General features: G+C 72.8%; 22 protein-coding genes. 11 read left to right on the top strand and 11 right to left on the bottom strand.

The annotated features are described in order from the left end of the window. Window positions 1-118 precede the first annotated feature (118 nt). Window positions 119-2,998, bottom strand: a complete 2,880-nt coding sequence (locus ABZ721_RS00660) for an FAD-binding and (Fe-S)-binding domain-containing protein (RefSeq protein ID WP_358786336.1) — start codon at window positions 2,996-2,998, stop codon at window positions 119-121. A gap of 68 nt (window positions 2,999-3,066) precedes the next feature. On the opposite strand from ABZ721_RS00660, the gene serC reads away from it, so the two are divergent. Then, window positions 3,067-4,185 carry a phosphoserine transaminase gene (serC, locus tag ABZ721_RS00655; protein ID WP_358786335.1) on the top strand — a complete coding sequence of 373 codons (1,119 nt, stop codon included), beginning with the start codon at window positions 3,067-3,069 and terminating at the stop codon, window positions 4,183-4,185. An 82-nt stretch (window positions 4,186-4,267) separates the two neighbouring features. Here serC and ABZ721_RS00650 read toward each other — a convergent pair whose 3' ends face one another. Next, window positions 4,268-5,302 carry a hypothetical protein gene (locus tag ABZ721_RS00650; RefSeq protein WP_358786334.1) on the bottom strand — a complete coding sequence of 345 codons (1,035 nt, stop codon included), beginning with the start codon at window positions 5,300-5,302 and terminating at the stop codon, window positions 4,268-4,270. 94 nt (window positions 5,303-5,396) lie between these two features. Between ABZ721_RS00650 and ABZ721_RS00645 the strand changes: the two genes are divergently transcribed. Together ABZ721_RS00645 and ABZ721_RS00640 are read left to right on the top strand one after the other, a co-directional pair. Continuing rightward, window positions 5,397-6,068: a GDSL-type esterase/lipase family protein gene (locus ABZ721_RS00645; RefSeq protein ID WP_358786630.1), complete on the top strand. Its 672-nt coding sequence runs from the start codon at window positions 5,397-5,399 to the stop codon at window positions 6,066-6,068. Window positions 6,069-6,151: 83 nt separating this feature from the next. Continuing rightward, window positions 6,152-7,147, top strand: coding sequence for an aldo/keto reductase (locus tag ABZ721_RS00640; protein ID WP_358786333.1), 996 nt, complete (start codon window positions 6,152-6,154; stop codon window positions 7,145-7,147). Between the two features lie 156 nt (window positions 7,148-7,303). Here ABZ721_RS00640 and thpR read toward each other — a convergent pair whose 3' ends face one another. The 3 genes from thpR to ABZ721_RS00625 all read right to left on the bottom strand — a co-directional run bounded on the left by thpR (window position 7,304) and on the right by ABZ721_RS00625 (window position 9,785). Then, window positions 7,304-7,849, bottom strand: a complete 546-nt coding sequence (gene thpR, locus ABZ721_RS00635; protein ID WP_358786332.1) for an RNA 2',3'-cyclic phosphodiesterase — start codon at window positions 7,847-7,849, stop codon at window positions 7,304-7,306. A gap of 10 nt (window positions 7,850-7,859) precedes the next feature. After that, the gene (locus tag ABZ721_RS00630; protein WP_358786331.1) at window positions 7,860-9,212 is read right to left on the bottom strand and encodes an MFS transporter; all 1,353 of its coding nucleotides are present in this window, start codon (window positions 9,210-9,212) and stop codon (window positions 7,860-7,862) included. A gap of 132 nt (window positions 9,213-9,344) precedes the next feature. Further along, a complete protein-coding gene (locus ABZ721_RS00625; protein ID WP_358786330.1) occupies window positions 9,345-9,785 on the bottom strand; it encodes a MarR family transcriptional regulator in 441 nt (146 codons plus the stop codon). Window positions 9,786-9,886: 101 nt separating this feature from the next. Here ABZ721_RS00625 and ABZ721_RS00620 point away from each other — a divergent pair, with 101 nt between their 5' ends. Then, on the top strand, window positions 9,887-10,075 hold the full coding sequence (locus ABZ721_RS00620) for a ribbon-helix-helix protein, CopG family (protein WP_138353500.1): 189 nt from the start codon (window positions 9,887-9,889) through the stop codon (window positions 10,073-10,075). 66 nt (window positions 10,076-10,141) lie between these two features. Here the strand turns inward: ABZ721_RS00620 and ABZ721_RS00615 are convergent, their stop codons facing one another. Then, entirely contained in the window at window positions 10,142-11,596 is a 1,455-nt protein-coding gene (locus tag ABZ721_RS00615; RefSeq protein ID WP_358786329.1) for an NCS2 family permease, read from the bottom strand. A gap of 185 nt (window positions 11,597-11,781) precedes the next feature. On the opposite strand from ABZ721_RS00615, the gene ABZ721_RS00610 reads away from it, so the two are divergent. Together ABZ721_RS00610 and ABZ721_RS00605 are read left to right on the top strand one after the other, a co-directional pair. Beyond that, entirely contained in the window at window positions 11,782-12,051 is a 270-nt protein-coding gene (locus tag ABZ721_RS00610) for a DUF2530 domain-containing protein (protein ID WP_358786328.1), read from the top strand. A gap of 30 nt (window positions 12,052-12,081) precedes the next feature. Beyond that, entirely contained in the window at window positions 12,082-14,463 is a 2,382-nt protein-coding gene (locus ABZ721_RS00605; protein WP_358786327.1) for an HAD-IC family P-type ATPase, read from the top strand. 26 nt (window positions 14,464-14,489) lie between these two features. Here the strand turns inward: ABZ721_RS00605 and ABZ721_RS00600 are convergent, their stop codons facing one another. Both ABZ721_RS00600 and ABZ721_RS00595 read right to left on the bottom strand, forming a co-directional pair. After that, the gene (locus ABZ721_RS00600; protein WP_358786326.1) at window positions 14,490-15,329 is read right to left on the bottom strand and encodes an NAD(P)H-binding protein; all 840 of its coding nucleotides are present in this window, start codon (window positions 15,327-15,329) and stop codon (window positions 14,490-14,492) included. A gap of 100 nt (window positions 15,330-15,429) precedes the next feature. Further along, window positions 15,430-16,860, bottom strand: a complete 1,431-nt coding sequence (locus ABZ721_RS00595) for an MFS transporter (RefSeq protein WP_358786325.1) — start codon at window positions 16,858-16,860, stop codon at window positions 15,430-15,432. Between the two features lie 120 nt (window positions 16,861-16,980). On the opposite strand from ABZ721_RS00595, the gene ABZ721_RS00590 reads away from it, so the two are divergent. Beyond that, entirely contained in the window at window positions 16,981-17,445 is a 465-nt protein-coding gene (locus tag ABZ721_RS00590; protein ID WP_358786324.1) for a MarR family transcriptional regulator, read from the top strand. A gap of 56 nt (window positions 17,446-17,501) precedes the next feature. Here the strand turns inward: ABZ721_RS00590 and ABZ721_RS00585 are convergent, their stop codons facing one another. Continuing rightward, the gene (locus ABZ721_RS00585; protein ID WP_358786323.1) at window positions 17,502-20,654 is read right to left on the bottom strand and encodes a molecular chaperone Hsp90; all 3,153 of its coding nucleotides are present in this window, start codon (window positions 20,652-20,654) and stop codon (window positions 17,502-17,504) included. Window positions 20,655-20,968: 314 nt separating this feature from the next. Next, entirely contained in the window at window positions 20,969-21,862 is an 894-nt protein-coding gene (locus ABZ721_RS00580) for a DUF3027 domain-containing protein (RefSeq protein WP_358786322.1), read from the bottom strand. Between the two features lie 227 nt (window positions 21,863-22,089). Here ABZ721_RS00580 and ABZ721_RS00575 point away from each other — a divergent pair, with 227 nt between their 5' ends. The 4 genes from ABZ721_RS00575 (at window position 22,090) to ABZ721_RS00560 (ending at window position 25,595) form a co-directional block, all read left to right on the top strand. Beyond that, window positions 22,090-23,520, top strand: coding sequence for an MFS transporter (locus ABZ721_RS00575; RefSeq protein ID WP_358786321.1), 1,431 nt, complete (start codon window positions 22,090-22,092; stop codon window positions 23,518-23,520). A 72-nt stretch (window positions 23,521-23,592) separates the two neighbouring features. Then, window positions 23,593-24,084, top strand: a complete 492-nt coding sequence (locus ABZ721_RS00570; protein WP_358786320.1) for a hypothetical protein — start codon at window positions 23,593-23,595, stop codon at window positions 24,082-24,084. A gap of 10 nt (window positions 24,085-24,094) precedes the next feature. After that, complete coding sequence (locus tag ABZ721_RS00565) at window positions 24,095-24,757, top strand: futalosine hydrolase (protein WP_358786319.1); 663 nt, start codon at window positions 24,095-24,097, stop codon at window positions 24,755-24,757. Window position 24,758: 1 nt separating this feature from the next. Then, window positions 24,759-25,595 carry a 1,4-dihydroxy-6-naphthoate synthase gene (locus ABZ721_RS00560; RefSeq protein ID WP_358786318.1) on the top strand — a complete coding sequence of 279 codons (837 nt, stop codon included), beginning with the start codon at window positions 24,759-24,761 and terminating at the stop codon, window positions 25,593-25,595. Window positions 25,596-25,679: 84 nt separating this feature from the next. On the opposite strand, the gene ABZ721_RS00555 is transcribed toward ABZ721_RS00560, so the two are convergent. Beyond that, the gene (locus ABZ721_RS00555; RefSeq protein WP_138358916.1) at window positions 25,680-26,063 is read right to left on the bottom strand and encodes a cold-shock protein; all 384 of its coding nucleotides are present in this window, start codon (window positions 26,061-26,063) and stop codon (window positions 25,680-25,682) included. Window positions 26,064-26,089: the final 26 nt, after the last annotated feature.

The raw sequence follows: 26,089 nt of genomic DNA, 5'->3' as shown, positions 1-26,089 counted from the left end.
GCCCGCCCCCACCCCGCAACCGGGTGGGGGCGGGCCACAGCCGTCGGCGCGGCCGGTCCGTCCGGCCCCCCTGCCGGCTCTGCGGGCTCTACGGGCTCTGCGGGCTCTACGGGGCGGGCTACGCGTCGGGAAGCGCCTCCGCCAGGAGTTCGGCCAGGTGCCGCCCGGGTGTGCCGGCCAGGTGCGCGAGCTGGGTACGGCAGGAGAAGCCGTCCGCCAGGACGGCGGCCCCGGCGGGCGCCTGGCGGACCGCCGGGAGGAGCTGTTCCTCGGCACAGGCCACCGACACGTCGTGGTGGCCCCGCTCGAAGCCGAAGTTGCCGGCGAGACCGCAGCAGCCCCCGGCGAGCGAGCCGGTGAGGCCGGCGCGCTCGCGCAGCCGCCGCTCGGCGCCGTCGCCGAGCACGGCGTGCTGGTGGCAGTGCGTCTGCCCGACGACGGGACGGTCCAGCCGGGGCGGCGCCCAGCCGGGCGCCAGTTCCTCCAGCACCTGCGCGAACGTCCTGACGGAGGCGGCCAGCCGTGCCGCGCGCGGGTCGTCGCTGCCGAGCAGCTCCGGGAGGTCGGCGCGGAGCGCCGCCCCGCAGCTGGGTTCGAGGACCACGATCGGCAGCCCGGCGTCGAGCGCGGGCGCGAGGGCGTCGACGGTGCGGCGCATGACCGTACGGGCCCGGTCGAGCTGCCCGGTGGACACCCACGTCAGGCCGCAGCAGACCGCCTTCGGCGGTACGACCACCCGCAGGCCGGCCGCTTCCAGCACCTTCACCGCGGCCTGTCCGACCTGCGGCGAGAGGTGGTTCGTGAAGGTGTCGGGCCACAGCACGACGGTCGCCCGCCGCTGGGTCATCGGTCCGACGGTCGCCCGCCCCCCGGCCATCGGACCGACGGCCGTCCCGCCGCCGGTCGTCCGGCCGCCGGTCGTCCGGCGGTTCCACCAGCGGCGGAACGGTTCATCGGCGAGCGCGGGGAGGTCGCGCTCCGGGGCGAGGCCGGCGGCCCGCTTGGCGAGGCCGGCCAGCGGTCCGCGGGCCAGGGCGTTCAGGGCGCGGGCGTACGGGGCGGCGGCCCGCAGCCAGACCGGGAGCCATCCCATCGAGTAGTGCGAGCGGGGGCGCGGCCGTCCCGCGTAGTGGTGGTGCAGGAACTCGGCCTTGTACGTCGCCATGTCCACCTCGACCGGGCAGTCGCTGCGGCAGCCCTTGCAGGAAAGGCACAGGTCGAGCGCGTCCCGGACCTCCGCGGACCGCCAGCCGTCCTGGATGATCTCGCCGGCGAGCATCTCGTGCAGCAGCCGGGCGCGCCCGCGCGTGGAGTGCCGCTCCTCCCCCGTCACGCGGTAGGACGGGCACATCACGCTGTCCCCGCCGGGCGAGGTGGTCGCGGACGTACGGCATTTTCCGACGCCGACGCAGCGCCGGACGGCCGCCGTGAAATCGCCGCCATCACCCGGATAGGTGAATTCGACGTCAACCGGATGTGACGCGCGGGACGGCAGCACGTCGAAGCGGAGGTTGGTATCCATTGGATCGGGGCGGACGAGCATCCCGGGGTTCATTCCGCCCGCCGGGTCCCACAGCTCCTTGAAAACTGCAAAGAGTGCCACGAGTTCGGGGCCGTACATCTTCGGCAGGAGTTCCGCCCGCGCCTGGCCGTCGCCATGCTCGCCCGACAGCGAGCCACCGTGGGCGACGACCAGGCCGGCGGTCTCCTCGGAGAAGCGCCGGAAGCGGGCGATGCCCGCCGGTGTCAGCAGGTCGAAGTCGATACGGACGTGCACGCAGCCGTCGCCGAAGTGTCCGTACGGGGAGCCGCGCAGGCCGTGCTCCCCCAGCAGGGCCCTGAACTCCCGGAGGTACGCGCCGAGCCGGGTCGGCGGCACGGCGCAGTCCTCCCAGCCCGGCCACGCCTCGGTGCCGTCGGGCATCCGGGTCGCGGTCCCGGCGGCGTCCTCGCGGATCCGCCACAGGGCCCGCTGCTCGGCGGGCTCCGTGAGGACGGCGTGGTCCAGGGCGCCGTCGGCGGCGGCGTGGCGGCACAGCTCCGAGGCGCGGGCCCGCGCCTCGGCCGCGGTGTCGCCGCCGACCTCCACGAAGAGCCACGCGGCGCCGCGCGGCAGGGACTCCTGGGCGGAGGAGCCCACGAGGTCGGCCGCCATGCCCTCGACGGTCAGCGGGCGCAGCGGCAGCAGCAGGGGTGCGGCGTCGGCGGCTGCGCTCTCGTCCCGGTAGCCGAGCACGGCCAGTGCGCGGGCCGCGGGCGGCTCCACCAGCCGTACGGTGGCGCGGGTCAGCACGCCGAGGGTGCCCTCACTGCCGGTGAAGGCACGCGCCAGGTCCCGGCCGTGCTCGGGGAGCAGCCGGTCCAGGGCGTAGCCGGAGATCCGGCGGGGCAGGTCGGGGAAACCGGTGCGGAGCAGGGCCAGCCGCTCGTCGGCGAAGGCGGCGGTCCTGTCGTGGAGCGGTCCGGGCAGGCCGCGGCCGAGCACGGCCCGCTCCCCGCCGTACGTCAGCACCTCCAGCTCGCGCACGTTGTCGGCGGTCGTCCCCCAGGCGACCGAGTGCGACCCGCACGCGTTGTTGCCGATCATGCCGCCGAGCGTGCAGCGGCTGTGGGTGGACGGGTCGGGGCCGAAGGTGAGCCCGTGCCGTGCGGCGGCGGCCCGCAGATCGTCGAGGACCACGCCCGGCTGCACGACCGCGGTGCGTGCCTGGGGGTCGATGTGCTCGATCGCCCGCATATGGCGGGTGAAGTCGAGCACCACTCCGACCCCCGTCGCCTGCCCGGCGATCGAGGTGCCGCCGCCGCGCGGCACCACCGGCACGCCGTACTCGCGGCACACGGCCAGTGCCGCCGCGACGTCGTCCGCGTCGCGGGGCGCCACGACGCCCAGCGGGACCCGCCGGTAGTTCGACGCGTCCATCGTCATCAGGGCCCGCGCCCCGGCGTCGAAGGCGACCGTGCCACGCACCGCCGCCCGCATCGCGTGCTCGAGATCCATGCGTCCCACCTTGTCTCACCCGGTGGACCGGTAGCGAGACCGGCCTCGGGACGGATTACGCTTCGCCCGTGGCTGATATCCAGATTCCCGCTGACATCAAGCCCGCCGACGGCCGTTTCGGCGCGGGCCCCTCCAAGGTACGGACGGAGGCGGTCGAAGCGCTGGCCGCGACCGGCACGTCCCTGCTCGGCACCTCTCACCGGCAGGCTCCGGTGAAGAACCTGGTGGGCCAGGTCCGCGAAGGTGTCCGGCAGCTGTTCTCCCTGCCCGAGGGGTACGAGGTGGTCCTCGGCAACGGCGGGTCCACCGCGTTCTGGGACATCGCCACCCACGGCCTGATCCGGCAGAAGTCCCAGCACCTGTCGTTCGGCGAGTTCTCCTCCAAGTTCGCCACCGCCGCCAAACTGGCGCCGTGGCTCGACGACCCGTCGGTCGTCAAGTCCGACCCGGGCACGCACCCGGTGCCGGTCGCCGAGGCCGGGGTGGACGTGTACGCGTTCACCCACAACGAGACCTCGACGGGTGTCGCGGCGCCGATCAAGCGCGTCGAGGGCGCCGACGCCGGTTCACTCGTCCTGGTGGACGCCACTTCCGGTGCGGGCGGCCTGCCGGTCGACATCACCGAGACGGACGTCTACTACTTCGCCCCGCAGAAGTCCTTCGCGGCGGACGGCGGCCTGTGGCTGGCCGCGTTCTCCCCGGCCGCCCTGGAGCGCGCCGCCGAGATCGCCGCCTCCGGCCGGCACATCCCGGCGTTCTTCGACCTGCCGACCGCGATCGACAACTCGACGAAGAACCAGACGTACAACACCCCGGCGCTGTCCACGCTCTTCCTGCTCGCGAACCAGCTCGACTGGATCAACGGCCAGGGCGGTCTCGACTGGGCGGTCGCCCGTACCGCGGACTCCTCGTCGCGGCTGTACGGCTGGGCCGAGAAGTCCTCGTACGCCTCGCCGTTCGTCGTCGACCCGGCGCAGCGCTCGCAGGTCATCGGCACGATCGACTTCGACGACGCGATCGACGCCACCCAGATCTCGAAGGCGCTGCGCGCCAACGGCATCGTGGACACCGAGCCCTACCGCAAGCTGGGCCGCAACCAGCTGCGCGTCGCGATGTTCCCGGCGGTCGACCCGGCCGACGTCGAGGCGCTGACGGTCTGCATCGACTACGTCATCGACAAGCTGTAGCAGTCCGCACGGCGGCACCGCTCGGCGGCGCACGCAGGACGTAGGACGCAAGGGGTCCGGCCGGTGACGGCCGGGCCCCTCGTCAGTCGCGGCGGCGGCGCAGGATCCGGCGCAGGCCGGTGGCGGCGAGGAAGATCCCCGCGAGCGCGGCGAAACCGACGACGACGGTGCCGTGGCCGGACGAACCGTCCCCGGCCGCGCCCGTACCGGCCGCCGGCCCCTTGCCGCCGGGCGTTCCCGTGCTCGTGGATCCGCTCTCCCGGGCCGCGGAGTCCGGCAGGTCGTCACCCGTGAGCGGGGCCTTCCAGACCTCGCTGTTCTTGCCCTCGCTGCCGTACATCAGCGCCCGGCCGTCCGGGGTGAAGGCCACCGACTCGCCCTGGCGCTGCATCGGCACATCGAGGCTGCCGATCTTGGTGGGGGCCTCGCCCGACCACCGCCAGGCGGTCGCCCAGAAGTAGCCGCGCAGCACCAGCCGGGTGCCGTCGGGCGAGAACGAGCCGTCGGTCACCCACGGGACCTCGGCGATCCGCCGGAAGGTGTTCACCCCCTTCGAGCTGAGCTTCACCGGGCCCGCGTACAGGCCGCCGCCGTCCTCGTTCTTGCTCGCGATGTAGACCCGGCCGGTCTTGGGGTGGACCATCAGCGCCTCCGCGTTCCGCGGGCCGCCCTCGTACTGGACCTTGTAGCGGACGATGTCCACCGTCGTGTTCCCCAGCTTCTTCGGCTCGGCGAACCGGTAGATCCACACGTGCGGCCAGGTCCCGCCGAGGTTGTCGCCGATGTCGCCGACGTAGAGGTCGCCGTCCGGGCCGAGGGAGATCGCCTCGACGTCCCGGGGGTCGATGCCGCGCATCGTGACCCGGGCGAGGGTCTTGCCGGTCGCGGAGTCCACGCCGTAGACGTACGGGCCGTCGTCGCTGTCGTTGTGGGTCCAGTACACGCCCGGGTGGAGGCGGCTGGCGGCCAGCCCGCTGGACTCGGTGATCCGCGGATCGCTGATGGTGAACGCGACGGAGGTGCCGTCGGCGTCGGCGAGGGCCCCCGGCACCGGTCCGAGGACGGCGAACGCCGCAGCGGTGACAGAGGCGGCGAGGGCGGTGCGGAAGCGCGGCATGCCCCCAGCCTGCCATCCCGCCATGTGTCGGGCTTCACGCCTCGGGGCATCGCGGCCGGGGCAGGGTATCCGGGATGATCTGGGCGTGCGTTATATGTTCGTCGGCGATTCCATGACCATCGGCAGCGCGGGCGACTTCACCTGGCGTTACCGCATGTGGCAGCACCTGTGCGCGCTCGGCGAGCCGTTCACGGTGGTCGGCCCGCGCGACGCGCTGTACGACAAGGTGAGCGGCGGACCCGTCTCGCACGCGTACGCCGACCCGGACTTCCCGCCGGACGCCCGCCGGCACCTGGCCGGCTGGGGCGAGGGGTGGCTGCACATGGCCCCGGTGATCGGGGACGCGGTGCGCGCGCACCGTCCGGACCTCCTGCTGATCTCCCTCGGGCTGATCGACCTCGGCTTCTACACGACCGCCGAGCAGACCGCGGAGAACCTGCGCGCCTTCGTCGGCGAGGCGCGGGCCGCCAACCCGCGGATCCGGATGGTGCTGCTCCCGGTGATCCCCAACATCCGGGCCGGGCACGACCTCCCGTTCGCCGAGCAGTGCGGGGAGCTCAACGTCCGGATGTCCAAGGCCGTCGCCGACCTGGACACCGGCACCTCGCCGCTGCTGCTCGCCTCCCGGCCGGACGGCTACGAGCTGCCGTCGGACACCTACGACGGCACGCACCCCAACCTCTCGGGCGAGCACCGTCTCGCGGCCGCGTTCGCCGACGCGATGCACCAGGCCTGGGGGGTCGGCGGCCGCTACGTCCGGCGGTAGCGGCGGCGCCCGCCGGCACCGCCGTCCCAGCGGGCGAACCGGCCCTTGCTTCGAGCGCACTCGAAGAGCTTGGCTTGGGTGTCATGGAGTACACGCAGCTTGGACGTACGGGTCTCAAAGTCAGCCGCCTGGTGCTCGGCACCATGAACTTCGGTCCCCAGACCGACGAGAACGACAGTCACGCGATCATGGACTCCGCGCTCGGCGCGGGCGTCAACTTCTTCGACACCGCCAACGTGTACGGGTGGGGTGAGAACAAGGGCCGCACCGAGGAGATCGTCGGCTCCTGGTTCGCCAAGGGGGACGGGCGCCGCGAGAAGACCGTTCTCGCGACGAAGGTCTACGGCAACATGGCCGCCGAGGGCGACGCCTATCCGAACACCGACCGGCTCTCCGCCCTCAACATCCGCCGTGCCTGCGACGCGAGCCTGAAGCGGCTCGGCACGGACTACATCGACCTCTACCAGTTCCACCACGTCGACCGGAACACGCCCTGGGACGAGATCTGGCAGGCCATCGACGTCCTCGTCCAGCAGGGGAAGATCCTCTACGCCGGCTCGTCGAACTTCGCCGGCTGGCACATCGCGCAGGCCAACGAGGCGGCCGCGCGGCGCAACTCGCTGGGTCTGACCAGCGAGCAGTGCATCTACAACCTGGCCGAGCGGCGTGCGGAGATGGAGGTCATCCCGGCGGCGCAGGCGTACGGCCTGGGCGTCATCCCGTGGTCGCCGCTGCACGGCGGGCTGCTCGGCGGGGCGCTCCGCAAGGAGCGCGAGGGCGGCGGCGCGCGCTCGACGTCCGGCCGCAGCGCGGACGCGCTCAAGAGCGCCAAGCAGCGCGAGCAGATCCAGGCGTACGAGGACCTGTGCGACAAGTACGAGCTGGCGCCCGGTGACGTCGGTCTCGCGTGGCTGCTGACCCGGCCCGGCGTGACCGGCCCGATCGTCGGCCCGCGCACGCAGGCGCAGCTGGACTCCGCGCTCAACGCGGTCGAGGTGAAGCTGTCGGAGGAGTTCCTGGCCGCACTGGACGAGGTCTTCCCCGGCCCGGGGCCGTCCCCGGAAGCCTTCGCCTGGTAGTCCGCGCCCGGTGGTCCTGGCCGGTCGGGACGGTGGTCGCGGGCGCTCAGCGCAGCAGCGCGCCCGCGACCACCACGACGAGCATCAGGACGAGGGCGGCGGTCACTACGCGGGTTCGGGTCTTGGGGTCCACGTGTCGAGGTTAACCGGCCGGGGTCACCGGCCCAGCGGCCAGGTCCCCACCGTCTCGTAGCGGGCGTCCGGAGCGGGGTGGCTGCGCACCAGCGCGAGGGTGTCGGCGGACCAGGGCGTGCCCAGGAATCCGTCGAGCGCGGCGGCGTACGGGCCGAGGGCCACGCCGCCGCGGCTGCGGGCCAGCGTCAGGTGCGGGGTGTACGCGTGCTCCTGTGCCGGATCGACGCCGGCCAGCCGGGCGGCGCTGTGCACGGAGTCCGCGAGCTCCTCCAGCCGTCCGGTGTCGCCCGCCGCGCCGGCCCACAGCGCCCGCTCGCCGAACCGGCCGCCGCCGGACAGCCGCAGTGCGCAGGGCTCGTGCAGCCGGGCGACGGCCGCGAGGCCGTCCCGCAGCCCGGGGAGCGTCCCGTCGCCGACCTCTCCGAGGAAGGCGAGCGTGAAGTGCCACCCGGCGCGTTCGGTCCAGCGCAGCCGGCCGGCTCCGGGGAGCCGGCGCAGCGCGGAGACGGCCGGGGCGAGTTCGTCGGCCGCCTCGGGAGGAGGCAGCACCGCGGCGAACAGTCTCATGCCGAGGGCCTCACGCGGCCGTCACCAGTGGGGCGGCAGCGCCCTCACGGGGCACGAACTCGATCAGCCGGTGGTCTTTTCCCCGGTGCAGGTCCACCTTGAGCCGCAGCCCGCCGATCCGTGCCAGCACCAGGCCGACGCCGACCGCCGCGAGCGCCGCGACGAGGCCGCCGGACAGGAACCCGACGCGGGCCCCGTAGGTGTCCGTCACCCAGCCGACGAGCGGGCCGCCGATGGGGGTGCCGCCGACGAAGACCATCATGTACAGGCTCATGACGCGGCCCCGCATGACGGGGTCGGAGGCGAGCTGCACCGACGCGTTGGCCGAGGTGTTGAACGTCATCCCGAAGACGCCGATCGGCAGCAGCAGGAGCGCGAACATCCAGAAGGACGGGGCCAGCGCGGCCAGCACCTCCAGCATGCCGAAGGCGAACGCGGCGAAGACCAGCAGCCGCAGCCGGGTCCGGCCGCGGCGGGCCGCGAGCAGCGCGCCGCCGAGCGAGCCCAGCGCGATGATGGTGTTCAGCAGCCCGTAGGTGCTCGCGCCGCTGTGGAAGACGTGGTCGACGAAGCCGGTGAGGATAATCGGGAAGTTGAAGCCGAAGGTCCCGATGAACCCGACCAGCACGATCGGCCAGATCAGCTCGGGGCGCCCCGCCACGTAGTGCAGGCCCTCGCGCAGCTGGCCCTTGCCTCGCGGTACGCGTTCGACCTTGTGCAGCTCGGCGGTGCGCATCAGCAGCAGGCCGGCGAGCGGGGCGAGGAAGGAGAGCCCGTTGAGCAGGAACGCCCAGCCGCTGCCGACCGCGGTGATGAGGACACCGGCGACGGCGGGGCCGATCAGGCGGGCGGCCTGGAAGTTCGCGGAGTTCAGCGAGACCGCGTTGCGGATCTCGCTCGGGCCGACCATCTCGACCACGAAGGTCTGCCGGGCCGGGTTGTCGACGACGGTCACCATGCCGAGGGCGAAGGCGATGACGTACACGTGCCAGACCTGGACGTGTCCGCTGAGCGTCAGCGCGGCGAGCAGCAGTCCGAGCGCGCCGAGCGCGGCCTGGGTGCAGAGCAGGATCTGCCGCTTGGGGTAACGGTCGGCGATCACGCCGCCGAAGAGGCCGAAGAGCAGCATCGGCAGGAACTGCAGCGCGGTGGTGATGCCCACCGCGAAAGAGGAACCGGTGATGCTGAGCACCAGCCAGTCCTGGGCGATCCGCGACATCCAGGTGCCGGTGTTGGACACTACGGCGCCGGTCGCGAAGAGCCGGTAATTACGAACCTTCAGCGAGCTGAACATGCCACCGCGCTGCTGGGTCCTCTCGGGTTCTTGTCCGGGTGCGGTGTCCGATCCGGCTGCCGAACTCAATCTAGGTTCGCCTCCCCTGTGTGGCGTTGCGTTTCACTGACGAGCGTTCACGTGCGGTGGTGCGGTGGTGCGGTCTGCTGTCGTGCGGTGTTCCACGGTCTTCCCGACCTGCCGTAGGCCGGTCGGGCCTTGCTACAGCTGTGCGAGCTTCTCCAGGACGGGCGCCGCGGCGCGCAGCACGGCGCGCTCGTCGTCGGTGAGCCCCTCCGTGAGCTGTGCCAGCCACACGTTGCGCTTGCGGCGGCTCTCCTCGAGCATCGCCTCGGCCTGCTCCGTCTGGCTGACGACGACCTGGCGGCGGTCGTCCGGGTGCGGGTCCCGCCGGACGAGGTCCTTCGCCTCCAGCATCGCGACGATGCGCGTCATGGAGGGCGGCTGCACGTGTTCCTTGCGGGCCAGCTCCCCCGGGGTCGCGGAGCCGCAGCGGGCGAGGGTGCCCAGCACCGACATCTCGGTCGGGCTGAGCGACTCGTCCACCCTCTGGTGGCGCAGCCGCCGCGACAGTCGCATCACGGCGGAGCGCAGAGAGTTCACCGCAGCGCGGTCGTCCTCGGACAGTTCGGTCACGTTCATTAGCGTAGCTCATTACCTAGGCTAAGTAAACCTCACCCATATGAGTGAGTTAGCGCCGGAAAACGACCCGGGGAACCGCCTCCGCCGAGGACCGTTGGCACATGGCATCGCGAGTGCTCAGCCTGCGCATAGACGCCGACCTGCTGGATCGGCTCCGTGACCACGCCGCCAAATGCGGAACGAGCGTCCAGGACTATGTGGTCCGGACGCTCGTTCGCGACGACTTCGACGAGCGGTTCAAGACCGCCGTCGACGAGACGGAGCGCTTCTACGCGGCTCCGCCGGGGTGACACCACCCCGTATTCCCGCAGGTCGGACCGGCTCGGGCCGGGACGGCCCGAGCCCGCCGGGCCGGCTCAGGTCAGGCCCAGCGCCGGCATCAGGTAGTAGAAGCCGAAGACCGCCGCGACCACGTAGAGGGCCACCGGCACCTCACGGCCGCGCCCCGCCGCCAGCCGCAGCACGCAGAAGCTGATGAAGCCGATGCCGATGCCGTTGGTGATGGAGTAGGTGAACGGCATCATCACCATGGTCAGGAACGCCGGGACGGCGATCGTGAAGTCGCTCCAGTCGATGTCCCGCACACTGTTCGCCAGGATCAGGAAGCCGACCGCGACCAGCGCGGGGGTGGCCGCCTGGGCCGGGACCATCGTGGCCAGCGGCGTGAAGAACAGCGCGAGCACGAACATCAGCCCGGTGACGATGCTCGCCAGGCCGGTCCTCGCGCCCTCCCCGACACCCGCCGTGGACTCCACGAAGCAGGTGTTGGCGGAGCTGGAGGTGGCGCCGCCCAGGGCGGTGGCGATGCCGTCGACCATCAGCACCTTGTTCATGCCGGGCAGGTCGCCCTTCTCGTCCAGCAGGTGCGCCTCGTCGCTGACGCCGAGGATCGTGCCCATCGCGTCGAAGAAGCACGACAGCAGCACCGTGAAGACGAACAGCACGCCGGTCAGGATGCCGACCTCGCCGAAGCCGCCGAAGAGGCTGACGTTGCCGATGAGGCCGAAGTCAGGGCTGGCCACCGGGTTGCCGGGCCACGCGGGGACGGTCAGGCCCCAGGCCTGGCCGGGGATGTCCGCGATCGCGTCGATGATCAGGGCCAGCACCGTCATCGCGACGATGCTGATCAGGATCGCGCCCGGCACCTTGCGGATGATCAGGGCCAGCGTGAGCAGCACGCCCAGGACGAAGACCAGCACCGGCCAGCCGTTGAGGTGGCCGTCAGAGCCCAGCTGCAGCGGGACGGTGGTGTGCGCGGCGTCCGGGATGCGGGTGACGAAGCCGGAGTCGACCAGGCCGATCAGCAGGATGAACAGGCCGATGCCGATCGCGATGCCCTTGCGGAGCCCCATCGGCACCGCGCTCATCACGCGCTCCCGGAGCCCGGTGGCGACCAGCAGCATGATCGCGAAACCGGCCAGGACGACCATGCCCATCGCGTCGGGCCAGCTCATCCTGGGTGCGAGCTGCAGGGCGACGACGGTGTTCACCCCGAGGCCGGCGGCGAGCGCGATCGGGACGTTGCCGATGACACCCATCAGGAGCGTGGTGAGGGCAGCGGTCAGCACCGTGGCGGTGACCAGCTGGCCGCCGTCCAGGTGGTGGCCGTACTTGTCCGCTCCTGAGCTGAGGATGATCGGGTTCAGCACGATGATGTAGGCCATCGCGAAGAAGGTGGCGAGCCCTCCCCGGACCTCGCCGGAGATCGAGGATCCCCGCTCGGAAATCCGGAAGAAGCGGTCCAGCCCGTTCCGGGGCGGCGCGGGGGACGGGTTCTGGGCGTCGACCGAAGCGGTGGCCGAGGGGGACATGTGGGTCCTCAATGTGTGCGTTTTTGTACGTTCGTACGACTGAAACCAGTCACCGGGGGACCGTTTCAGTATGAACAAACCATGGATCGTGCGCTATCTCCGCGCGTAGACCCATGCGGCGACCGGGCGCACCCCGGTCAGGCACCTTCCGGAGGGCGGCTCCGCACACCCCGTACCCTGGCCGCATGACCAAGTGGAAAGCCACCCACGAGACGCCCGAGCCCCTGGAAGCGAACGACGTCGCGACCGTCCTCGTCGGCACGGCCGTCTGGTTCGCGCTCTTCGTCGGGCAGCTCCCGTTCTACGGCTGGTACTCCGACCACGGCCACACCTGGTGGATCTGGACCTGCCTGGCCGGCACGCTGCTCGGCGTCTTCGGCCTGTGGTACGTCCGGGGCCGGAACGCGGCCCTGGCGGCCCGGAACGCTCCCTCCGACGGGCCGTCCGACGGGTAAAGCGGGCGGCGCGCACGTAGCGTCGTCCCCATGACGGAAAGCACGGACACCCAGACCGTTGCCCGAAACACCGGACTGACCAGCGGCGAGGTCGCCGAACGGGTCGCCCGGGGCGAGGTGAACGACGTTCCGGTGCGGTCGTCGCGCTCGACCTCCGAGATCGTCAAAGCCAACGTCTTCACCCGGTTCAACGCCATCATCGGCGTGCTCTTCCTCGTCATCCTCGTGGTCGGCCCCATCCAGGACGGCCTCTTCGGCTTCGTCATCGTCGCCAACACGGCGATCGGCATCTTCCAGGAGATGCGCGCCAAGCGGACCCTGGACAGCCTCGCCGTCATCGGCGAGTCCAAGCCCACCGTGCGCCGCGACGGCGAGGCCGTCGAGATCCACAACTCCGAGATCGTGCTCGGCGACCTCATCGAACTGGGCCCCGGCGACAAGGCCCTCGTCGACGGCGAGGTCGTCGAGGCCGAGGGGCTGGAGATCGACGAGTCCCTGCTCACCGGCGAGGCCGACCCGGTGCTGAAGAAGGCGGGCGACCCCGTCATGTCCGGCAGCTTCGTCGTCGCCGGCGGTGGCGCGTTCACCGCCACCAAGGTCGGCCGGGAGGCGTACGCCGCGCAGCTCGCCGAGGAGGCGTCCCGCTTCACCCTCGTCGACTCGGAGCTGCGCAACGGCATCAGCCAGATCCTCAAGTACGTGACGTGGATGATGGTGCCGACCGCGATCGGCCTGATCATCAGCCAGCTCGTGCTGGAGCGGAACGACTGGCGCGAGGCGGTGCGCCGCACGGTCGGCGGCATCGTCCCCATGGTCCCCGAGGGCCTGGTGCTGCTCACCTCCGTCGCCTTCGCGATCGGCGTCATCCGGCTCGGCCGCAAGCAGTGCCTGGTGCAGGAACTCCCCGCCATCGAGGGCCTGGCGCGCGTCGACGTGGTCTGCCTCGACAAGACCGGCACGCTCACCGAGGGCGGCATGGACGTCACCGGGCTGCGGCTGCTCGACGGCGCCGCGGAGCCCCACGTCCGGCAGGCGCTCGGCGCGCTCGGCGCCTCCGACCCGCGGCCCAACGCCAGCCTCCAGGCGATCGTCGACGCCTATCCGGTCTCCGAGAACGGCGACGGCTGGCGCTGCAGCCGCGCGCTGCCTTTTTCCTCCGCGCGCAAGTACAGCGGCGGCACCTTCGTCGAGCCCGGCGGCGACAGCGGCACCTGGCTGCTCGGCGCGCCCGACGTCCTGCTGCCCGAAGGACACGCCGCCCTCGCCGACATCGACGAGCTCAACGACCAGGGCCTGCGGGTGCTGCTGCTCGCCCGCACCGACCGCGAGCTGGACGATCCGTCGCTCGGCTCGGACGTCGTCCCGCAGGCACTGGTCGTCCTGGAGCAGCGGCTGCGCCCCGACGCCGCCGACACCCTGCGGTACTTCGCCGAGCAGGGCGTCCAGGCCAAGGTCATCTCCGGTGACAACGCGGTCTCGGTCGGCGCGGTCGCCGGCAAGCTCGGGCTGCCCGGCGCGGACCACCCGGTCGACGCCCGGCAACTGCCCACCGACCGGGACGAGATGGCGGAGGTCCTGGAGAACGGCGCGGTCTTCGGCCGGGTCACCCCGCAGCAGAAGCGCGACATGGTGGCCGCGCTCCAGTCCCGGGGCCACAACGTCGCGATGACCGGCGACGGCGTCAACGACGTCCTGGCCCTGAAGGACGCCGACATCGGCGTCTCCATGGGGTCGGGGTCCGAGGCGACGCGGGCGGTCGCGCAGATCGTGCTGCTCAACAACAGCTTCGCCACGCTGCCCTCGGTGGTCGCCGAGGGCCGGCGCGTCATCGGCAACATCACCCGGGTGGCGACGCTCTTCCTCACCAAGACCGTGTACTCGGTGCTGCTGGCGCTGCTGGTCGTCTTCTGGCAGGTGCCGTATCCGTTCCTGCCCCGCCATCTGACGCTGCTGTCCACCCTGACCATCGGCGTCCCGGCGTTCTTCCTGGCGCTCGCCCCCAACAAGGAGCGGGCCAAGCCGCACTTCGTCCGGCGGGTGATGCGGTACTCGGCGCCCGCGGGCATCATCTGCGCGGTGGCCACGTTCGGCGAGTACCTGCTGGCCCGCCACCACTACACCGGTGACGGGGCGCTGGACGCGGAGACCAGCAACGCGACGCTCACGCTGTTCCTGATCTCGCTGTGGGTGCTGGCCATCGTCGCCCGCCCGTACACGCTGTGGCGGATCTGCCTGGTGCTGGCGATGGCCGGCGGCTTCCTGATCGTGCTGGTCACGCCCTGGCTGCAGGACTTCTTCGCGCTCAAGCTGGTGGGGACGGAGGGTCCGTGGGTGGGGGTGGGGGTCGCGCTCGCGGCCGGGCTCGTCCTGGAACTGGTCTGGCGGACGCTCCGCGTCCACGACACCGACTGACACCCCCACCCCGCACCCGGCGGGTCCTACTGCAGGAAGGCGGCGGCGTTCTCGGCGGCCCACACCGCGAAGGGGCGCGGCGGGTGGCCGGTCAGCACGTCGACTCCCGCGGCGAGCTCGACGGGCCGGCCGTCGTGCGACCGCCAGTACGCGAGCAGGCCGTCGGCGAAGGAGTCGGGCAGGTAGTCCGCCATCTGCGCCTTCCAGGCCTCGGGGGTGACGGCGTCGTACGTGAGGGGCCGGCCGGTGGCACGGGCGAGCAGGCCGATCTGCTCGGCGAAGGTGAACGACTCGGCGCCGGTCAGGGTGTACCCGCCGCCGCGCAGCGCCGGGTCCTTGAGGACGGCCACCGCGGCCTCGGCGATGTCCGACTCGTGGATGGCGTCGGTGTGCGCGCCGGGGTACGGCAGGCTCACCGTGCCGGTGGTCCGCAGCGGCCAGGACCAGTAGAGCGTGTTGGTCGCGAACGCGCTGGGCCGCAGGAACGTGCACGGCAGCGCGGAGGAGGCGAGGGCCTCCTCGACCTCCAGGTGCTGGCGGGCGATGGGGTCGTTCTTCGCGTCCGGGTTGAGCACGGCGGACGAGGAGAGCAGCACCACGTGCTGCACGCCCGCGTCGGTGGCGGTCTTGATGAACTCGTCGATGTGCGAGGGGTTGGCGTACAGGAACACGGAGTCGACGCCGGCCAGGGCGTCGCGGAACGTATGTGGTTCCGCGAGGCTCAGCTTCACGTCGGGTACGCCGTCCGGCAGGGTCAGCTCGTCGGGATCGCTGGACGCGGCACGGACCTTGTAGCCCTGTTCGTGCAGCAGGCCGATGAGCGTGGTGCCGACGCGTCCGCGGCTTCCGGTGACGAGGATGGTCATGTCGTGGGTCCTTCCGGGTCCGGGCGCCCGGTGCGGGCGCCCCTGGGGGGGGTGTGGTGCGGTGGTGGTGTGTCCGTGGTGATGTGTCCGTGGTGGTGCGTCAGTGGTGGTCGTCGGGCTGGGCGTTGCGCGGCATGAGCCACACGAGGCCGATGCTGAGGAGCGCGACGCCGGCGACGACGATCAGGCTGTAGGTCATGGCGTGGGCCTCGTCGTCGGAGGCGAGGGTCTTGAAGTAGACCGTGGTGACGACGGCGGCGCCGATGGCGTTGGCGAGCTGCTGGACGGCGCTGAGGGAGCCGCTGGCGCTGCCGGCTTCCTTCGGGTCGATGTCGCCGATGGTGACGTCGTAGATGGTGCCGAAGCAGGTGCCCATGCCGAGGCCGATGACGAGGATCGGGGTGAGCAGCGACCAGGTGCCGAGGTCGGTGCCGTAGGCGTGGACGAGGGCGAGCAGCCAGCCGGTGCCGATCAGGGTGATCAGCAGGCCGATGAGGACGAGGTTGCGTCCGAGCTTGCCGACGAGCTGGTAGCAGGCGATGGAGGCGACGACGATGCCGGCGGCGACGGGGGCGAGGCCGAGCGCGGCGCGCATCGGGGAGTAGCCCAGGCCGTTCTGCAGGAAGAGCGAGAGGACGAAGAGCAGGCCGGCGTTGGCGGCGAAGAAGACGATGCCGAGGATGAGGCCGGAGGTGAAGCCGCGGTTCTTGAGCAGCGACGGCTGGATGAGCGGGCTGGCGGCGGTGCGCTGGCGGTGGCAGAACAGGCCGAAGAAGACGAGGCCGGCGGCGAGGGAGGCGAACGGGACGAGGGTCCAGCCGTTGGAGGAGCCCTCGATCAGGCCGTAGAGCAGCCCGAGCATGGTGCCGGCGAGGTAGCCGGAGCCGATGCCGTCGACGGCGGTGGTGGAGTCACCGGTGTCCTTCGGCAGCAGGCGGACGGCGGCGACGATCGCGAGACCGCCGAGGACGATGTTGATGAGGAACATGGAGCGCCAGCCGGCGCCGAAGAGGTCGGCGTCGATGAGGAAGCCGGCGAGGATCGGGCCGCCGACGGCGGAGATGCCGAGGGTCGGGCCGAAGGCGCTGAACGCCTTGCCGATCTGGTCGCGCGGGAAGACGGCACCGAGGATGCCGAAGCCCTGCGGGATCAGCAGGGCGCCGAAGGCACCCTGGAGCAGGCGGGCGACGATGATCGAGGCGGGGCTGAAGGACAGCCCGCAGGCGATGGAGGCGACGGTGAAGCCGGTGAGGCCGACGAGGAAGACGCGGCGGCGGCCGAACTTGTCGCCGAGGCGTCCGCCGACGACGAGCAGGACACCGAGGGCGAGGGCGTAGGCGGCGCCGAGCCACTGGATGAGGGCGGCGCCCCCGTTCAGGTCCTTGCTGATGGTGGGGGCGGCGATGTTGGTGATCGTGGCGTCCAGGAGGTCCAGGACGTCGGCGACGAGGATGACGGCGAGGATGGCCCAGCGCCGGTTCGGGGAGACGGCCTCGGGGGCCGTCGCAGGGGAAAGCGTGAGTGTGGACATGAGAGCTGGTCTTTCGGAGAGAAGGGCGCGGTCGTTGCCGCGTAGGATGCAACCGCGGCAGTCAGATTGCGCCGCGCAGATGTTGCGTCACACACATAAATTTGGAGCATGAAGGACCCGATGTCAAGCCGAAAAGAACTGCTCGCCCGAATCGCCGACGAGAGTCAGCGCCACTACGCCGCCTGGACGGTCTTCAACCAGGCCATGGCCGACCACCTCGGCCTGCACCCCACCGACCTCCAGTGCCTGGGCCTGCTCGGCATGGAGCCCGAACCGCTCAGCACCGGACGGATCGCCCAGCTCACCGGCCTCACGGCCGGCTCAGCGACCCGGCTCGTCGACCGGCTGGAGAAGGCCGGCCTCGTCGTCAGGACCGCCGACCCCGGCGACCGCAGGCGCGCCCTGGTCGCTCTCGCGCCAGAGGCGCTGCCCAGGTTCGCGGAAGCCTGGGACGAGCCCGGCGAGGCCTTCACCGAGCTGCTCGACGGGTACAGCGACCGCGACCTCGACGTCATCGCCGACTTCCTGGGCCGCGCCACCGAAGTGGGGCGGACCCAGGCGGCCAGGCTCAGCTCAGGCCGTTGAACCCCGCGCAGCCCGCGTGGCGCGGGTAGCGCGGGTAGCGGCCAGGTCGTCTCCTCCTAGTCGAACCAGCGCGCGCGGGCCAGCTCCTCCGTGCGCGACGAGTCCTCCAGCAGCGCCGCGAGTTCGAAGCGGCGCTGCCACTGGCCCGCGGCCCAGGCCAGCCCCGCCGCGACGCCCTCGACGGTCGCGGCGTGCAGCACGCCGTCCACGTAGCGCCAGTCCAGCTCCGTGCCGCCCGCCACCACGAGCTCCTCGTGCTCGACGTACGACCGGGGAGCCGTCGGCAGCAGCTCGTGCACGGCCGCCGGCACCTCGTGGGTCTCCCCCTCGGAGACCACCCGCGCGTCGAACGCCTCGCTCAGCCGGCGGACCTGGAACAGCTCCGCCAGGTCCCCCGCCCGGTACGGCGGCACCGGCAGCAGCGCCAGCCCCGCGGCCAGCGGCAGCAGGTCGGGCGCGTCCGCGACCAGCGCGTCGCCCGCCTCCACGACGCGCACCTCGCCGTCGACCACCGCCCGCAGCTCGTCCGGCAGCGTCACCTGCTCCGGGTCGAGCGCGGCCAGCGCCGCGTACAGCCGCAGCAGTTGCGCGGCGCCCACCGGCCGGTCCGGGTCGGCCAGCCGCGCCAGCAGCTCCGCGCCGCCACCCGGCTCGTCGAGCAGCGCCGACACCGTCGTGCGGACCCCCAGCGCGCGCAGCACCTGCTCGTCCACGTCGACGTCGGCCTCGTCGTACAGCCCCGCCAGCAGCGGATCGCCGCCCGCGGCCCGCAGGCCCACCGGGCGGCGGCCGTCCAGCACCGGGTGGTCGCGCAGCCACCACGCCGAGTACGCGCGGACCGAGTCGGTCGTGCCGTCCGGCAGCAGCACCCGCACGGGCGCGGTGATCGCGTCCCGCAGCGGCGGCCGGGAGAGCATCGCCAGCGCCTGCGGCCAGGCGTCGTCGTCGACCAGGTCCAGGTCCCGGACCGCGACGATCTCGGTGGCGACCGGCGGGACGTCCGTCTCCGGCAGCCGGTCGAGGACGTCCTCGCACCACACGTCGACGGCGTCCAGCAGGCCGACGTCGTCCGGCTCCGCCCAGTCGCTCTCGCGCGGCTCCAACTCGTCCGGGTCCAGCACCACGTCGGCCGCGCGGACCAGCGCGAACGTCGCCAGCACCCCGACGGCCGTCAGCGGCTGCTCGCCCCAGCGGTCGGCCAGCTCCTGGTCCACGGGGGCGAGTTCGCCCTCCCGCAGCACCTGCTCCAGCGCGCTGCCCGGCAGCACCAGCTCGCCCGCCGGGGCCAGCTCGCCCTCGTCGTCCGGCAGCGCCAGCGCCCCGAGCCACGGCTCCTCGCCCGGCGCGAGACCGGCCGCCCGCACCAGCCCGAGCACGACCTCCGCCAGCTCGTCGGCGTCCAGCCCGTCCTCGTCCCAGACCTCGCCCGAGTCGAGCGATCCGGCGACGGCCGCCCGCACCTGCGGGGTCGTCAGCACGGCGTTCGGCGTCGCGGAGAGCGCGCCCAGCTTCTCCAGCAGCGGGTGCACCGCCTCCGGGTCGGCGACCTTCAGCCCCAGCCGGGCCAGCGGCGCGAGGTCGACCTCGCCGTCGGGCAGCGGCAGCAGCACCTGGCGCGGGCCGACGACCGTCCGGCCGTCCGCCAGCGGCACCGGCAGGCCCGTCAGCCGGTCGGGGTCGGTCCCGGCCAGCGCGTCGTAGAGCCGGCGCCACCAGGCGGCCGGGCGTTCGGCGCCCGCCAGCCGGTCGATGGCGTCGGCCAGCGACAGCCGCGCCACGCCGAGCGCGCGCAGCTCGGGACGGCGCTCCAGGGTCGCCGGCAGCAGCGTCGGGAACACCTCCGCGAGCACGCTGACGGCCTCCGCCTGCGCACCCTCCACGATCTCGGCCTCCACCGGCCGCAGCGCCTCGCCCTCGACCACCGGGCCGCCGACCCCGCCGTCCCAGTGGCCCTCCGCCACCTCGGGGACATCGTGCTCGGGGACCGCCACCGCGCGCGGCAGGAACGCCGTACGCGGCAGCCCGGCCAGCACCTGGCGGCGCAGCTCGGCGTCGAGCTCGCCCTTGCCCAGCGGCCCCGGCACCAGGTCCACGATGCCCGTGCCGACCGGCTGCCAGTCGCGCAGCAGCGCCACGTACGTCTCGGCGGCCCGCGCGACGAGGAAGTCCGTCAGCGGACCGGGCGCGGCGTGCCGCCGGCTCGGGTCCATCGGGAACGACGCGATCAGCAGCGCCGGCAGTCCCAGCGGCTCGTCGGTCGGGGTCGGGGCGTGCACGACGGCCGCGGTGCGCGGCCGGCCGGGCGAGCCGTCCTTGTCCACCGGGACCGCCCAGGTCACCGACCACACCGGGCGCAGCCGCTCCTCCACGGGCCGGTCCGCCAGCAGCCCCGCCTCCAGCGGGCCTGCGGCCGAGGCCACCCGCCAGCGGGTGACGCCCGCCGTACTGTCCTCCACGAGGACCGTTCCGTCGTCCTGACGTTGCGTCACCGTCCGTACGCCGTCCGGCGTGTCGACCACGACCTCGGACAGCCCCGGCAGCGTCAGCAGCAGCGCGTCGTCGATCCCGGCGAGCAGGCGCTCCGCGAGGTCCGCAGCGGCGCCGTCCCGCAGCGGCAGCACGACGACCGTGTCGTACCCGTCGGGCGCGGAACCCTCGGCAGGGAACGGCAGCCGCAGCAGGGGGACGTGGCCGTCCCTGCGCCGCAGCTCGTCCGCGAGCCCCGGCGTCTCCGCCGCCAGCGCCCTGGCCTCCGCCAGCGACCACCGCACGCCTCCGGCGCGCCCGACCACCGCGGGCTCGTCGCTGACGGCCAGCACCGACGCGAATCCCACGCCGAACCGGCCGACGGTGAGCGCGGTGTCCTCCCGCTTGGCGCTCGCGCGCAGCGTCGACAACGACTCGACGCCCGCCGCGTCCAGGGGCGCCCCGGTGTTCGCCGCCGCCAGCACGGCGGGGCTGTCGCCCTGCGCCGGGTGCAGCGTCAGGCGCAGCCGGCCCGGCACGCCCGCCCGCAGGGCGGCGTCCGCCGCGTTCTGCGCCAGCTCCACGACGAGCCGGTCACGGTAGCCGCCGAGCGCCAGGTCCTCCTCGGCGTTGGCGTCCTCCCTGAACCGCGCGGCCGACGCGGCCCACGCGTCGAGCACTCCGCGGCGCAGCCGCCCCGTCCCGAACGGATCGGGCTCCCATACCGCCGCTGCGCCGCTCACGTCGGTGTCTCCCTCGCCTCGCGTCATCCCTGCCTGGGGAAGGTATCGCGTCTGGCGCGGGGCCGGTGCCCGGCAGGGGGTGGGCGGGCGCCCGGCGGGACGCGGGTGAGCCTGCGCCGGGCCGGAGGCCGGCCCTGGCGGTGAGCTGGCGCCCGGCAGAGACGCGGGTGGGCCTGCCCTGACGGGTGTCCGGCCGGACACCCGGCGCGGGCTGTCCGTGGGCGCGGGCCGCCGCGGGCCGCGCCCGGCCAGGGGCGCGGGACGGCGTCCGCCCGACGGGACGGCGTCCCGTCCCGCTCAAGCCGCCCGCAGGGCTACGAGTGGCCCAGTTCCTCCGCCGGTGTCGACTCCTCCACCGAGCCCTGGCGGTTCGGGTGGAGGACCAGGGGGTCGACCTCGTTGATCTCGTCGAGGGTCATCGGGGCCGGTACCGGCGGCTTCGGCATGACCGCTGCTTCCGAGTGGCCGCCGCAGCCGTAGCCGAGGGAGACGACGCGGCCGTCCGCCGGGGAGAACTCGTTCGCGCACAGGCCGAAGGCCTGGCGGAGCGAGCCCGCGATCGGGACGAAGAAGCCGCAGCTGAGGCAGTTGGCCGGGGCCGCCTGGGCCATCGGCGTCTTGGGGCCGAACTCCTCCTCCCAGCGGTCCGCCGCGGCGTGCAGGCCGTAGCGGGAGAGGACACGCCGACGGCCCATGCCGATCTCGCCGGCGATCGCACCGATGCTGCCGATCGCGGGAAGCGCGGCCGCGGGGCCGGACAGCTCCGCGTCCTCGGCCTCCACGACGTCGGCAAGCTCCTCCGAGACAACGGAGTTCGGCAGCGGCGTGTCCTCGCCGCTCCAGCCGGGTTCGAGGCGGAGGTCGTCGGACTCCGTGGGCAGCAGGTCGCCCGGACCCATGTCCCCCGGTCGCAGCCGTTCGCTCCACGGCACCCACTCGGGGGCCAGCACGGAGTCGTCGCCGGGCAGCAGCACGGTCTCGTCGATCGTGATGTTCTTGGCGCGCGAAGCCCGGGTGAGCGTCGTCGCCCAGCGCCACCCGCGGTAGGCGGGCTCCTTGCAGGCGAAGTAGTGCGTGACGACACGGTCGCCCTCGGCGACGACGCCGAGATGCTCACCGACCGATTGCGGCCCGGCGGCCTCCTCGGTCACAGCCAGCGCGACATCGACCGCCTCGGCGCACAGGCGGTCTGGGGTACGGCTTCGCATCGCAGCACTCACAAGAATCGATTCTCTCCGTTACGCCGTCTCACGTGTGCGCCGCCGGAGGCGGGCGGGGGCCAAAACGGAGCGGACCTGCGGACCGCGTCAACGCTTCTTTCCCTACCCGAACGACCTCGGGCGCACCTGTTGGCACCCATTCTGCGCGATCGCACGCTACCCGTGCGCACCGCGTGCGCAAAGGAGGGGGTGAGAGGCAGCTCATTTGGGGCAGGATGGCCATCGTGGCAAGCGCAGTGACGTCCGGTCCCGGACCTCTCCGCAGGGCGGGACGTGCCCTGGTGAGCGCGGCGCAGCGGTCCGGTGGGGCCGTGCGCCGCCGCATCCGGCGGTCCACGCACGCCCACGGGGCGGGCGAGTCCGGACTCGCGAAACTGATCGAACTGCACGCGGTGAATTCTGCGGGCGACATGTTGATCACGATCGCTCTCGCCAGCACTGTGTTCTTTTCGGTACCGACCGGCGAGGCGCGCGGGCGGGTCGCGCTCTACCTTCTGGTCACGATGGCGCCCTTCGCGTTGCTCGCGCCGATCATCGGCCCGCTGCTCGACCGGATGACGCACGGCCGCCGCGCCGCCATGGCGATGGCGATGCTGGCGCGCGCCGTGCTCGCCTGGACGATGGCGTCGGTCGTGACGACGGCGGGCCTGGGCCTGTACCCCGCGGCGCTGGGCGTGCTCGTGGCGTCGAAGGCGTACGGCGTGGTGCGCAGCGCCGTCGTGCCCAGACTCCTGCCCGGACAGACCACGCTGGTGAAGGCGAACTCCCGGGTCACCCTCGCCGGGCTGCTGGCCACGGCGATCGCGGCGCCGATCGGCGCCGGGCTGCACATGATCGGGCCGCAGTGGCCGCTGTACGGGGCGTTCGTGGTCTTCGCGGGCGGCGCGCTGCTGTCGATGTCGCTGCCGCACAAGGTGGACTCGGCGAAGGGCGAGGCCAAGGCGCGGTTCGCCGAACTGCGGGCCGCCGACCTCGGCGGGTCGGGCGACGGGGTCGACACGCCCGGGACCGGACTGCCGAACGAGGGCGCGCGCGGATCGGGGCGCAAGCCCGGACTGCTGGGCGTCGGGTCGTCCGTGCTGCATGCCCTGCAGGCCAACTCCGGGTTCCGCGCGCTGTCCGGCTTCCTGACGATGTTCCTGGCGTTCCTGCTGCGCGAGCATCCCCTGGAAGGGCTGACCCCGGCGTTCTCGCTGGGCATGGTCGCGGTCGCGGCGGGCGGCGGCAACGCGCTGGGGACCGCGCTCGGGTCGTGGCTGAAGGCCCGCGGCCCCGAGATCATCATCGCGACGGGGCTGCTCGCCGCCCTCTCGGCGACGACGGTCGCCGCGCTCATGTACGGCACCGTGACGCTCGCGGTGGTCGCCGCCGTGGCCGGGATCTCTCAGGCGCTGGGGAAGCTGTCGCTGGACGCCCTGATCCAGCGCGACGTCCCCGAAGAGGTGCGCACGTCGGCGTTCGCCCGCTCCGAGACCGCCCTGCAGCTGTCGTGGGTGGTCGGCGGCGGGCTGGGGATAGTGCTGCCGCTGATCGGCTCGCTGGGCATGGCGGTGGCGGCCGGACTGGTGCTGGTGAGCTTCGTGGTGTCGGTCCGCGGCCTGATGGGCGCCGCCCGGCGCGGAACGGCCCGCCCGCGCGTGGCGTGACCCGCACCTGTTCCCAACGCCACGCCGTACCCCCGCGCGGCGGGAGGGCGACCGCCCGGTAGCCTCCTCTTCATGAGCATTCGCCGCGCTGCCGCCGCCCTCGGTGCCGTGTCCCTCGGGCTGGTCCTCCTCACCGCTTGTGAGAAGCCGACCCCGCTGGCGACCGTGACCGTGGGCACCAAGACCGTGACCACCGAGGCCACTGCCAAGTGCTACGCCAAGGGCAAGAAGCTGCCGAGCGCGATCTTCATCGCGTGCCTGGGCGCCAAGCCCGAGCACACGATCAAGGTCAAGCCGGGCGAGAAGGTCCGGGTCGGCGTCGACCCGTCCATCGGTGAGAAGGGCTGGCTGATCGCCTCCGGCGTGAACCAGAAGACGGACGTCCTCAAGGACGAGACGTACTGGACGATCACCGAGTCCGCCGGCATCTTCACGGCGACCGACCCGCAGACCGGCTCCTCGATGCCGCTCAAGAACGCCACGCTGAACATCGTCGGCAGCCCCGACGCCAGCTCCGAGAACGTCTTCGGCGTCTGGCAGTTCAAGCTGGAGAAGGCCGCGTAGCGGTCCCGGTATGCGCCTGCTGGTGGTGACCGCGGTGGCGGCGGAACGGGATGCCGTCGCCGCCGGCGTGCGCGCGGCCGATCACGGCGCGGTGCACTGCGACGTGATCGCCGCCGGTGTCGGTCCGGCCGCCGCGGCGGCCGGTACGGCCACGGCGCTGGCCCGCGCGGCGGCCCCGTACGACCTGGTGGTCTCCGCCGGGATCGGCGGCGGCTTCCAGCCGGCCGCCCCGCTGGGCTCGGTGGCGGTCGCGCGGACGATCGTGGCAGCGGACCTGGGCGCGGAGACGCCCGAGGGCTTCCTGCCCGTCGCCGAACTGGGCTTCGGGGTGAGCGAGCACCGCCCGCCCGCCGCGCTGGGCGCGGCCGTGGCGCGGGCGCTGGGCGCGGTGCACGGACCGGTGCTGACGGTGTCCACGGTCACCGGCAGCGCCGCGCGGGCCGCCGAGTTGGCGGACCGCCATCCCGGTGCCGTCGTCGAGGCGATGGAGGGGTTCGGCGTCGCGGAGGCCGCGGCGGCGCACGGCGTGCCCGTGCTGGAGATCCGTACGGTGTCCAATCCGGTGGGCCCGCGCGACCGCGCCGCCTGGCGGATCACAGAGGCGCTGGCGGCGCTGACGGAGGCCTTCGGGAAACTCCCGGCGGCGCTCGACGGCGAGGACCTGGGGACCTGACATGAAGATCGCGTATTCGCCCTGCCCGAACGACACCTTCGTGTTCCACGCGTGGGCGCACGGCCTGGTGCCGGGCGCGCCCGCCCCGGACGTGACGTTCGCGGACATCGACATCACCAACACCCTGGCCGAGCAGGGCGCGGAGTGCGCGTACGACGTGCTGAAGGTCTCGTACGCCGTGCTGCCGTGGGTGCTCGACGAGTACGCGCTGCTGCCGTGCGGCGGCGCCCTGGGCCGCGGCTGCGGCCCGCTGGTGCTGACCCGCGAGCCGACGGACCTGGGCGGGAAGACGGTCGCGGTGCCGAGCGAGCGCTCGACGGCGTACCTGCTGTTCCGGCTGTGGGCGGCGGCCGAGGTGCCGGACGACATCGGCAAGGTCGTGGTCATGCCGTTCCACGAGATCATGCCGGCCGTGCGGGACGGCCGGGTCGACGCGGGCCTGGTCATCCACGAGGCGCGCTTCACGTACCAGGAGTACGGGCTGCACAAGCTCGCCGACATGGGCGAGCACTGGGAGGCCACCACGGGCCTGCCGATCCCGCTCGGCGCGATCATCGCCAAGCGGTCGCTGGGCGCCGAGCGGCTGGCCGCGCTGACGGACACGATCCGCGCTTCGGTGCGCGCGGCGTGGGACGACCCCGCCGCCTCGCGCGCGTACGTGCTCGCACACTCGCAGGAGATGGACCCGGCCGTCGCCGACCAGCACATCGGGCTCTACGTGAACGAGTTCACGGCCGACCTCGGTGAGGACGGCTACGCGGCGGTCCGCGGACTGCTCACCCGCGCGGCGGCCGAGGGACTGGTACCGCCCCTCGGCCCCGACGCGCTGACCTTCTGACGCTCGGCTCTTCTGGCGCCCGGATCTTCTGGCGCTCTGACCTGCGGGTACTGACGTGCTGGGAGCCCTGCGAGCCCCCGGCGGCTAGACGTCCAGCTGGTCCGCCACCGCCCGCAGCACGCCCGCGATCTTGTGGCCGTGGGTCTTCTCCGGGTACCGGCCGCGCTGCAGCGAGCGGGCCACCTCCTCCAGGAGCGTGGTGAGGTCCTGCACGATGGGCAGCAGTTCGTCCGGTTTGCGGCGCTGCGCGGCCGCGACGGACGGCGCGGGTTCGAGCAGGGTGACGGAGAGCGCCTGTTCACCGCGCTGGCCGTTCACGACTCCGAACTCCACACGCTGGCCGGGCTTGAGCGCGGCCACCCCGTCGGGCAGTACCGACGAGTGCACGAAGACGTCGCCGCCGTCATCGCGGGAGAGGAAGCCGAAGCCCTTCTCGCTGTTGAACCACTTGACCTTGCCGGTAGGCACGTCCGACCTCGTCCTCATCGCTCGTA

Origin of the sequence: Streptomyces sp. NPDC006733 (assembly GCF_040636125.1) — a bacterium.
In the GTDB taxonomy this organism is placed as follows: domain Bacteria; phylum Actinomycetota; class Actinomycetes; order Streptomycetales; family Streptomycetaceae; genus Actinacidiphila.
The sequence above is the reverse complement of the archived record's forward strand: the minus strand, read 5'-3'. Positions and strand labels throughout refer to the sequence as shown.

Excerpts from the sequence above, each read along its gene's own strand:
- ABZ721_RS00645 (WP_358786630.1), top strand. The coding sequence starts at position 5,397 with ATGTTCGTCGGCGATTCCATGACCATCGGCAGCGCGGGCGACTTCACC.
- ABZ721_RS00565 (WP_358786319.1), top strand. The coding sequence starts at position 24,095 with ATGCGCCTGCTGGTGGTGACCGCGGTGGCGGCGGAACGGGATGCCGTC.
- ABZ721_RS00570 (WP_358786320.1), top strand. The coding sequence starts at position 23,593 with ATGAGCATTCGCCGCGCTGCCGCCGCCCTCGGTGCCGTGTCCCTCGGG.
- ABZ721_RS00650 (WP_358786334.1), bottom strand. The coding sequence starts at position 5,302 with ATGCCGCGCTTCCGCACCGCCCTCGCCGCCTCTGTCACCGCTGCGGCG.
- thpR (WP_358786332.1), bottom strand. The coding sequence starts at position 7,849 with ATGAGACTGTTCGCCGCGGTGCTGCCTCCTCCCGAGGCGGCCGACGAA.
- ABZ721_RS00610 (WP_358786328.1), top strand. The coding sequence starts at position 11,782 with ATGACCAAGTGGAAAGCCACCCACGAGACGCCCGAGCCCCTGGAAGCG.
- ABZ721_RS00575 (WP_358786321.1), top strand. The coding sequence starts at position 22,090 with ATGGCCATCGTGGCAAGCGCAGTGACGTCCGGTCCCGGACCTCTCCGC.
- ABZ721_RS00625 (WP_358786330.1), bottom strand. The coding sequence starts at position 9,785 with ATGAACGTGACCGAACTGTCCGAGGACGACCGCGCTGCGGTGAACTCT.
- ABZ721_RS00560 (WP_358786318.1), top strand. The coding sequence starts at position 24,759 with ATGAAGATCGCGTATTCGCCCTGCCCGAACGACACCTTCGTGTTCCAC.
- ABZ721_RS00640 (WP_358786333.1), top strand. The coding sequence starts at position 6,152 with ATGGAGTACACGCAGCTTGGACGTACGGGTCTCAAAGTCAGCCGCCTG.
- ABZ721_RS00595 (WP_358786325.1), bottom strand. The coding sequence starts at position 16,860 with ATGTCCACACTCACGCTTTCCCCTGCGACGGCCCCCGAGGCCGTCTCC.
- ABZ721_RS00600 (WP_358786326.1), bottom strand. The coding sequence starts at position 15,329 with ATGACCATCCTCGTCACCGGAAGCCGCGGACGCGTCGGCACCACGCTC.
- ABZ721_RS00620 (WP_138353500.1), top strand. The coding sequence starts at position 9,887 with ATGGCATCGCGAGTGCTCAGCCTGCGCATAGACGCCGACCTGCTGGAT.
- ABZ721_RS00660 (WP_358786336.1), bottom strand. The coding sequence starts at position 2,998 with ATGGATCTCGAGCACGCGATGCGGGCGGCGGTGCGTGGCACGGTCGCC.
- ABZ721_RS00590 (WP_358786324.1), top strand. The coding sequence starts at position 16,981 with ATGTCAAGCCGAAAAGAACTGCTCGCCCGAATCGCCGACGAGAGTCAG.
- ABZ721_RS00605 (WP_358786327.1), top strand. The coding sequence starts at position 12,082 with ATGACGGAAAGCACGGACACCCAGACCGTTGCCCGAAACACCGGACTG.
- ABZ721_RS00580 (WP_358786322.1), bottom strand. The coding sequence starts at position 21,862 with ATGCGAAGCCGTACCCCAGACCGCCTGTGCGCCGAGGCGGTCGATGTC.
- ABZ721_RS00615 (WP_358786329.1), bottom strand. The coding sequence starts at position 11,596 with ATGTCCCCCTCGGCCACCGCTTCGGTCGACGCCCAGAACCCGTCCCCC.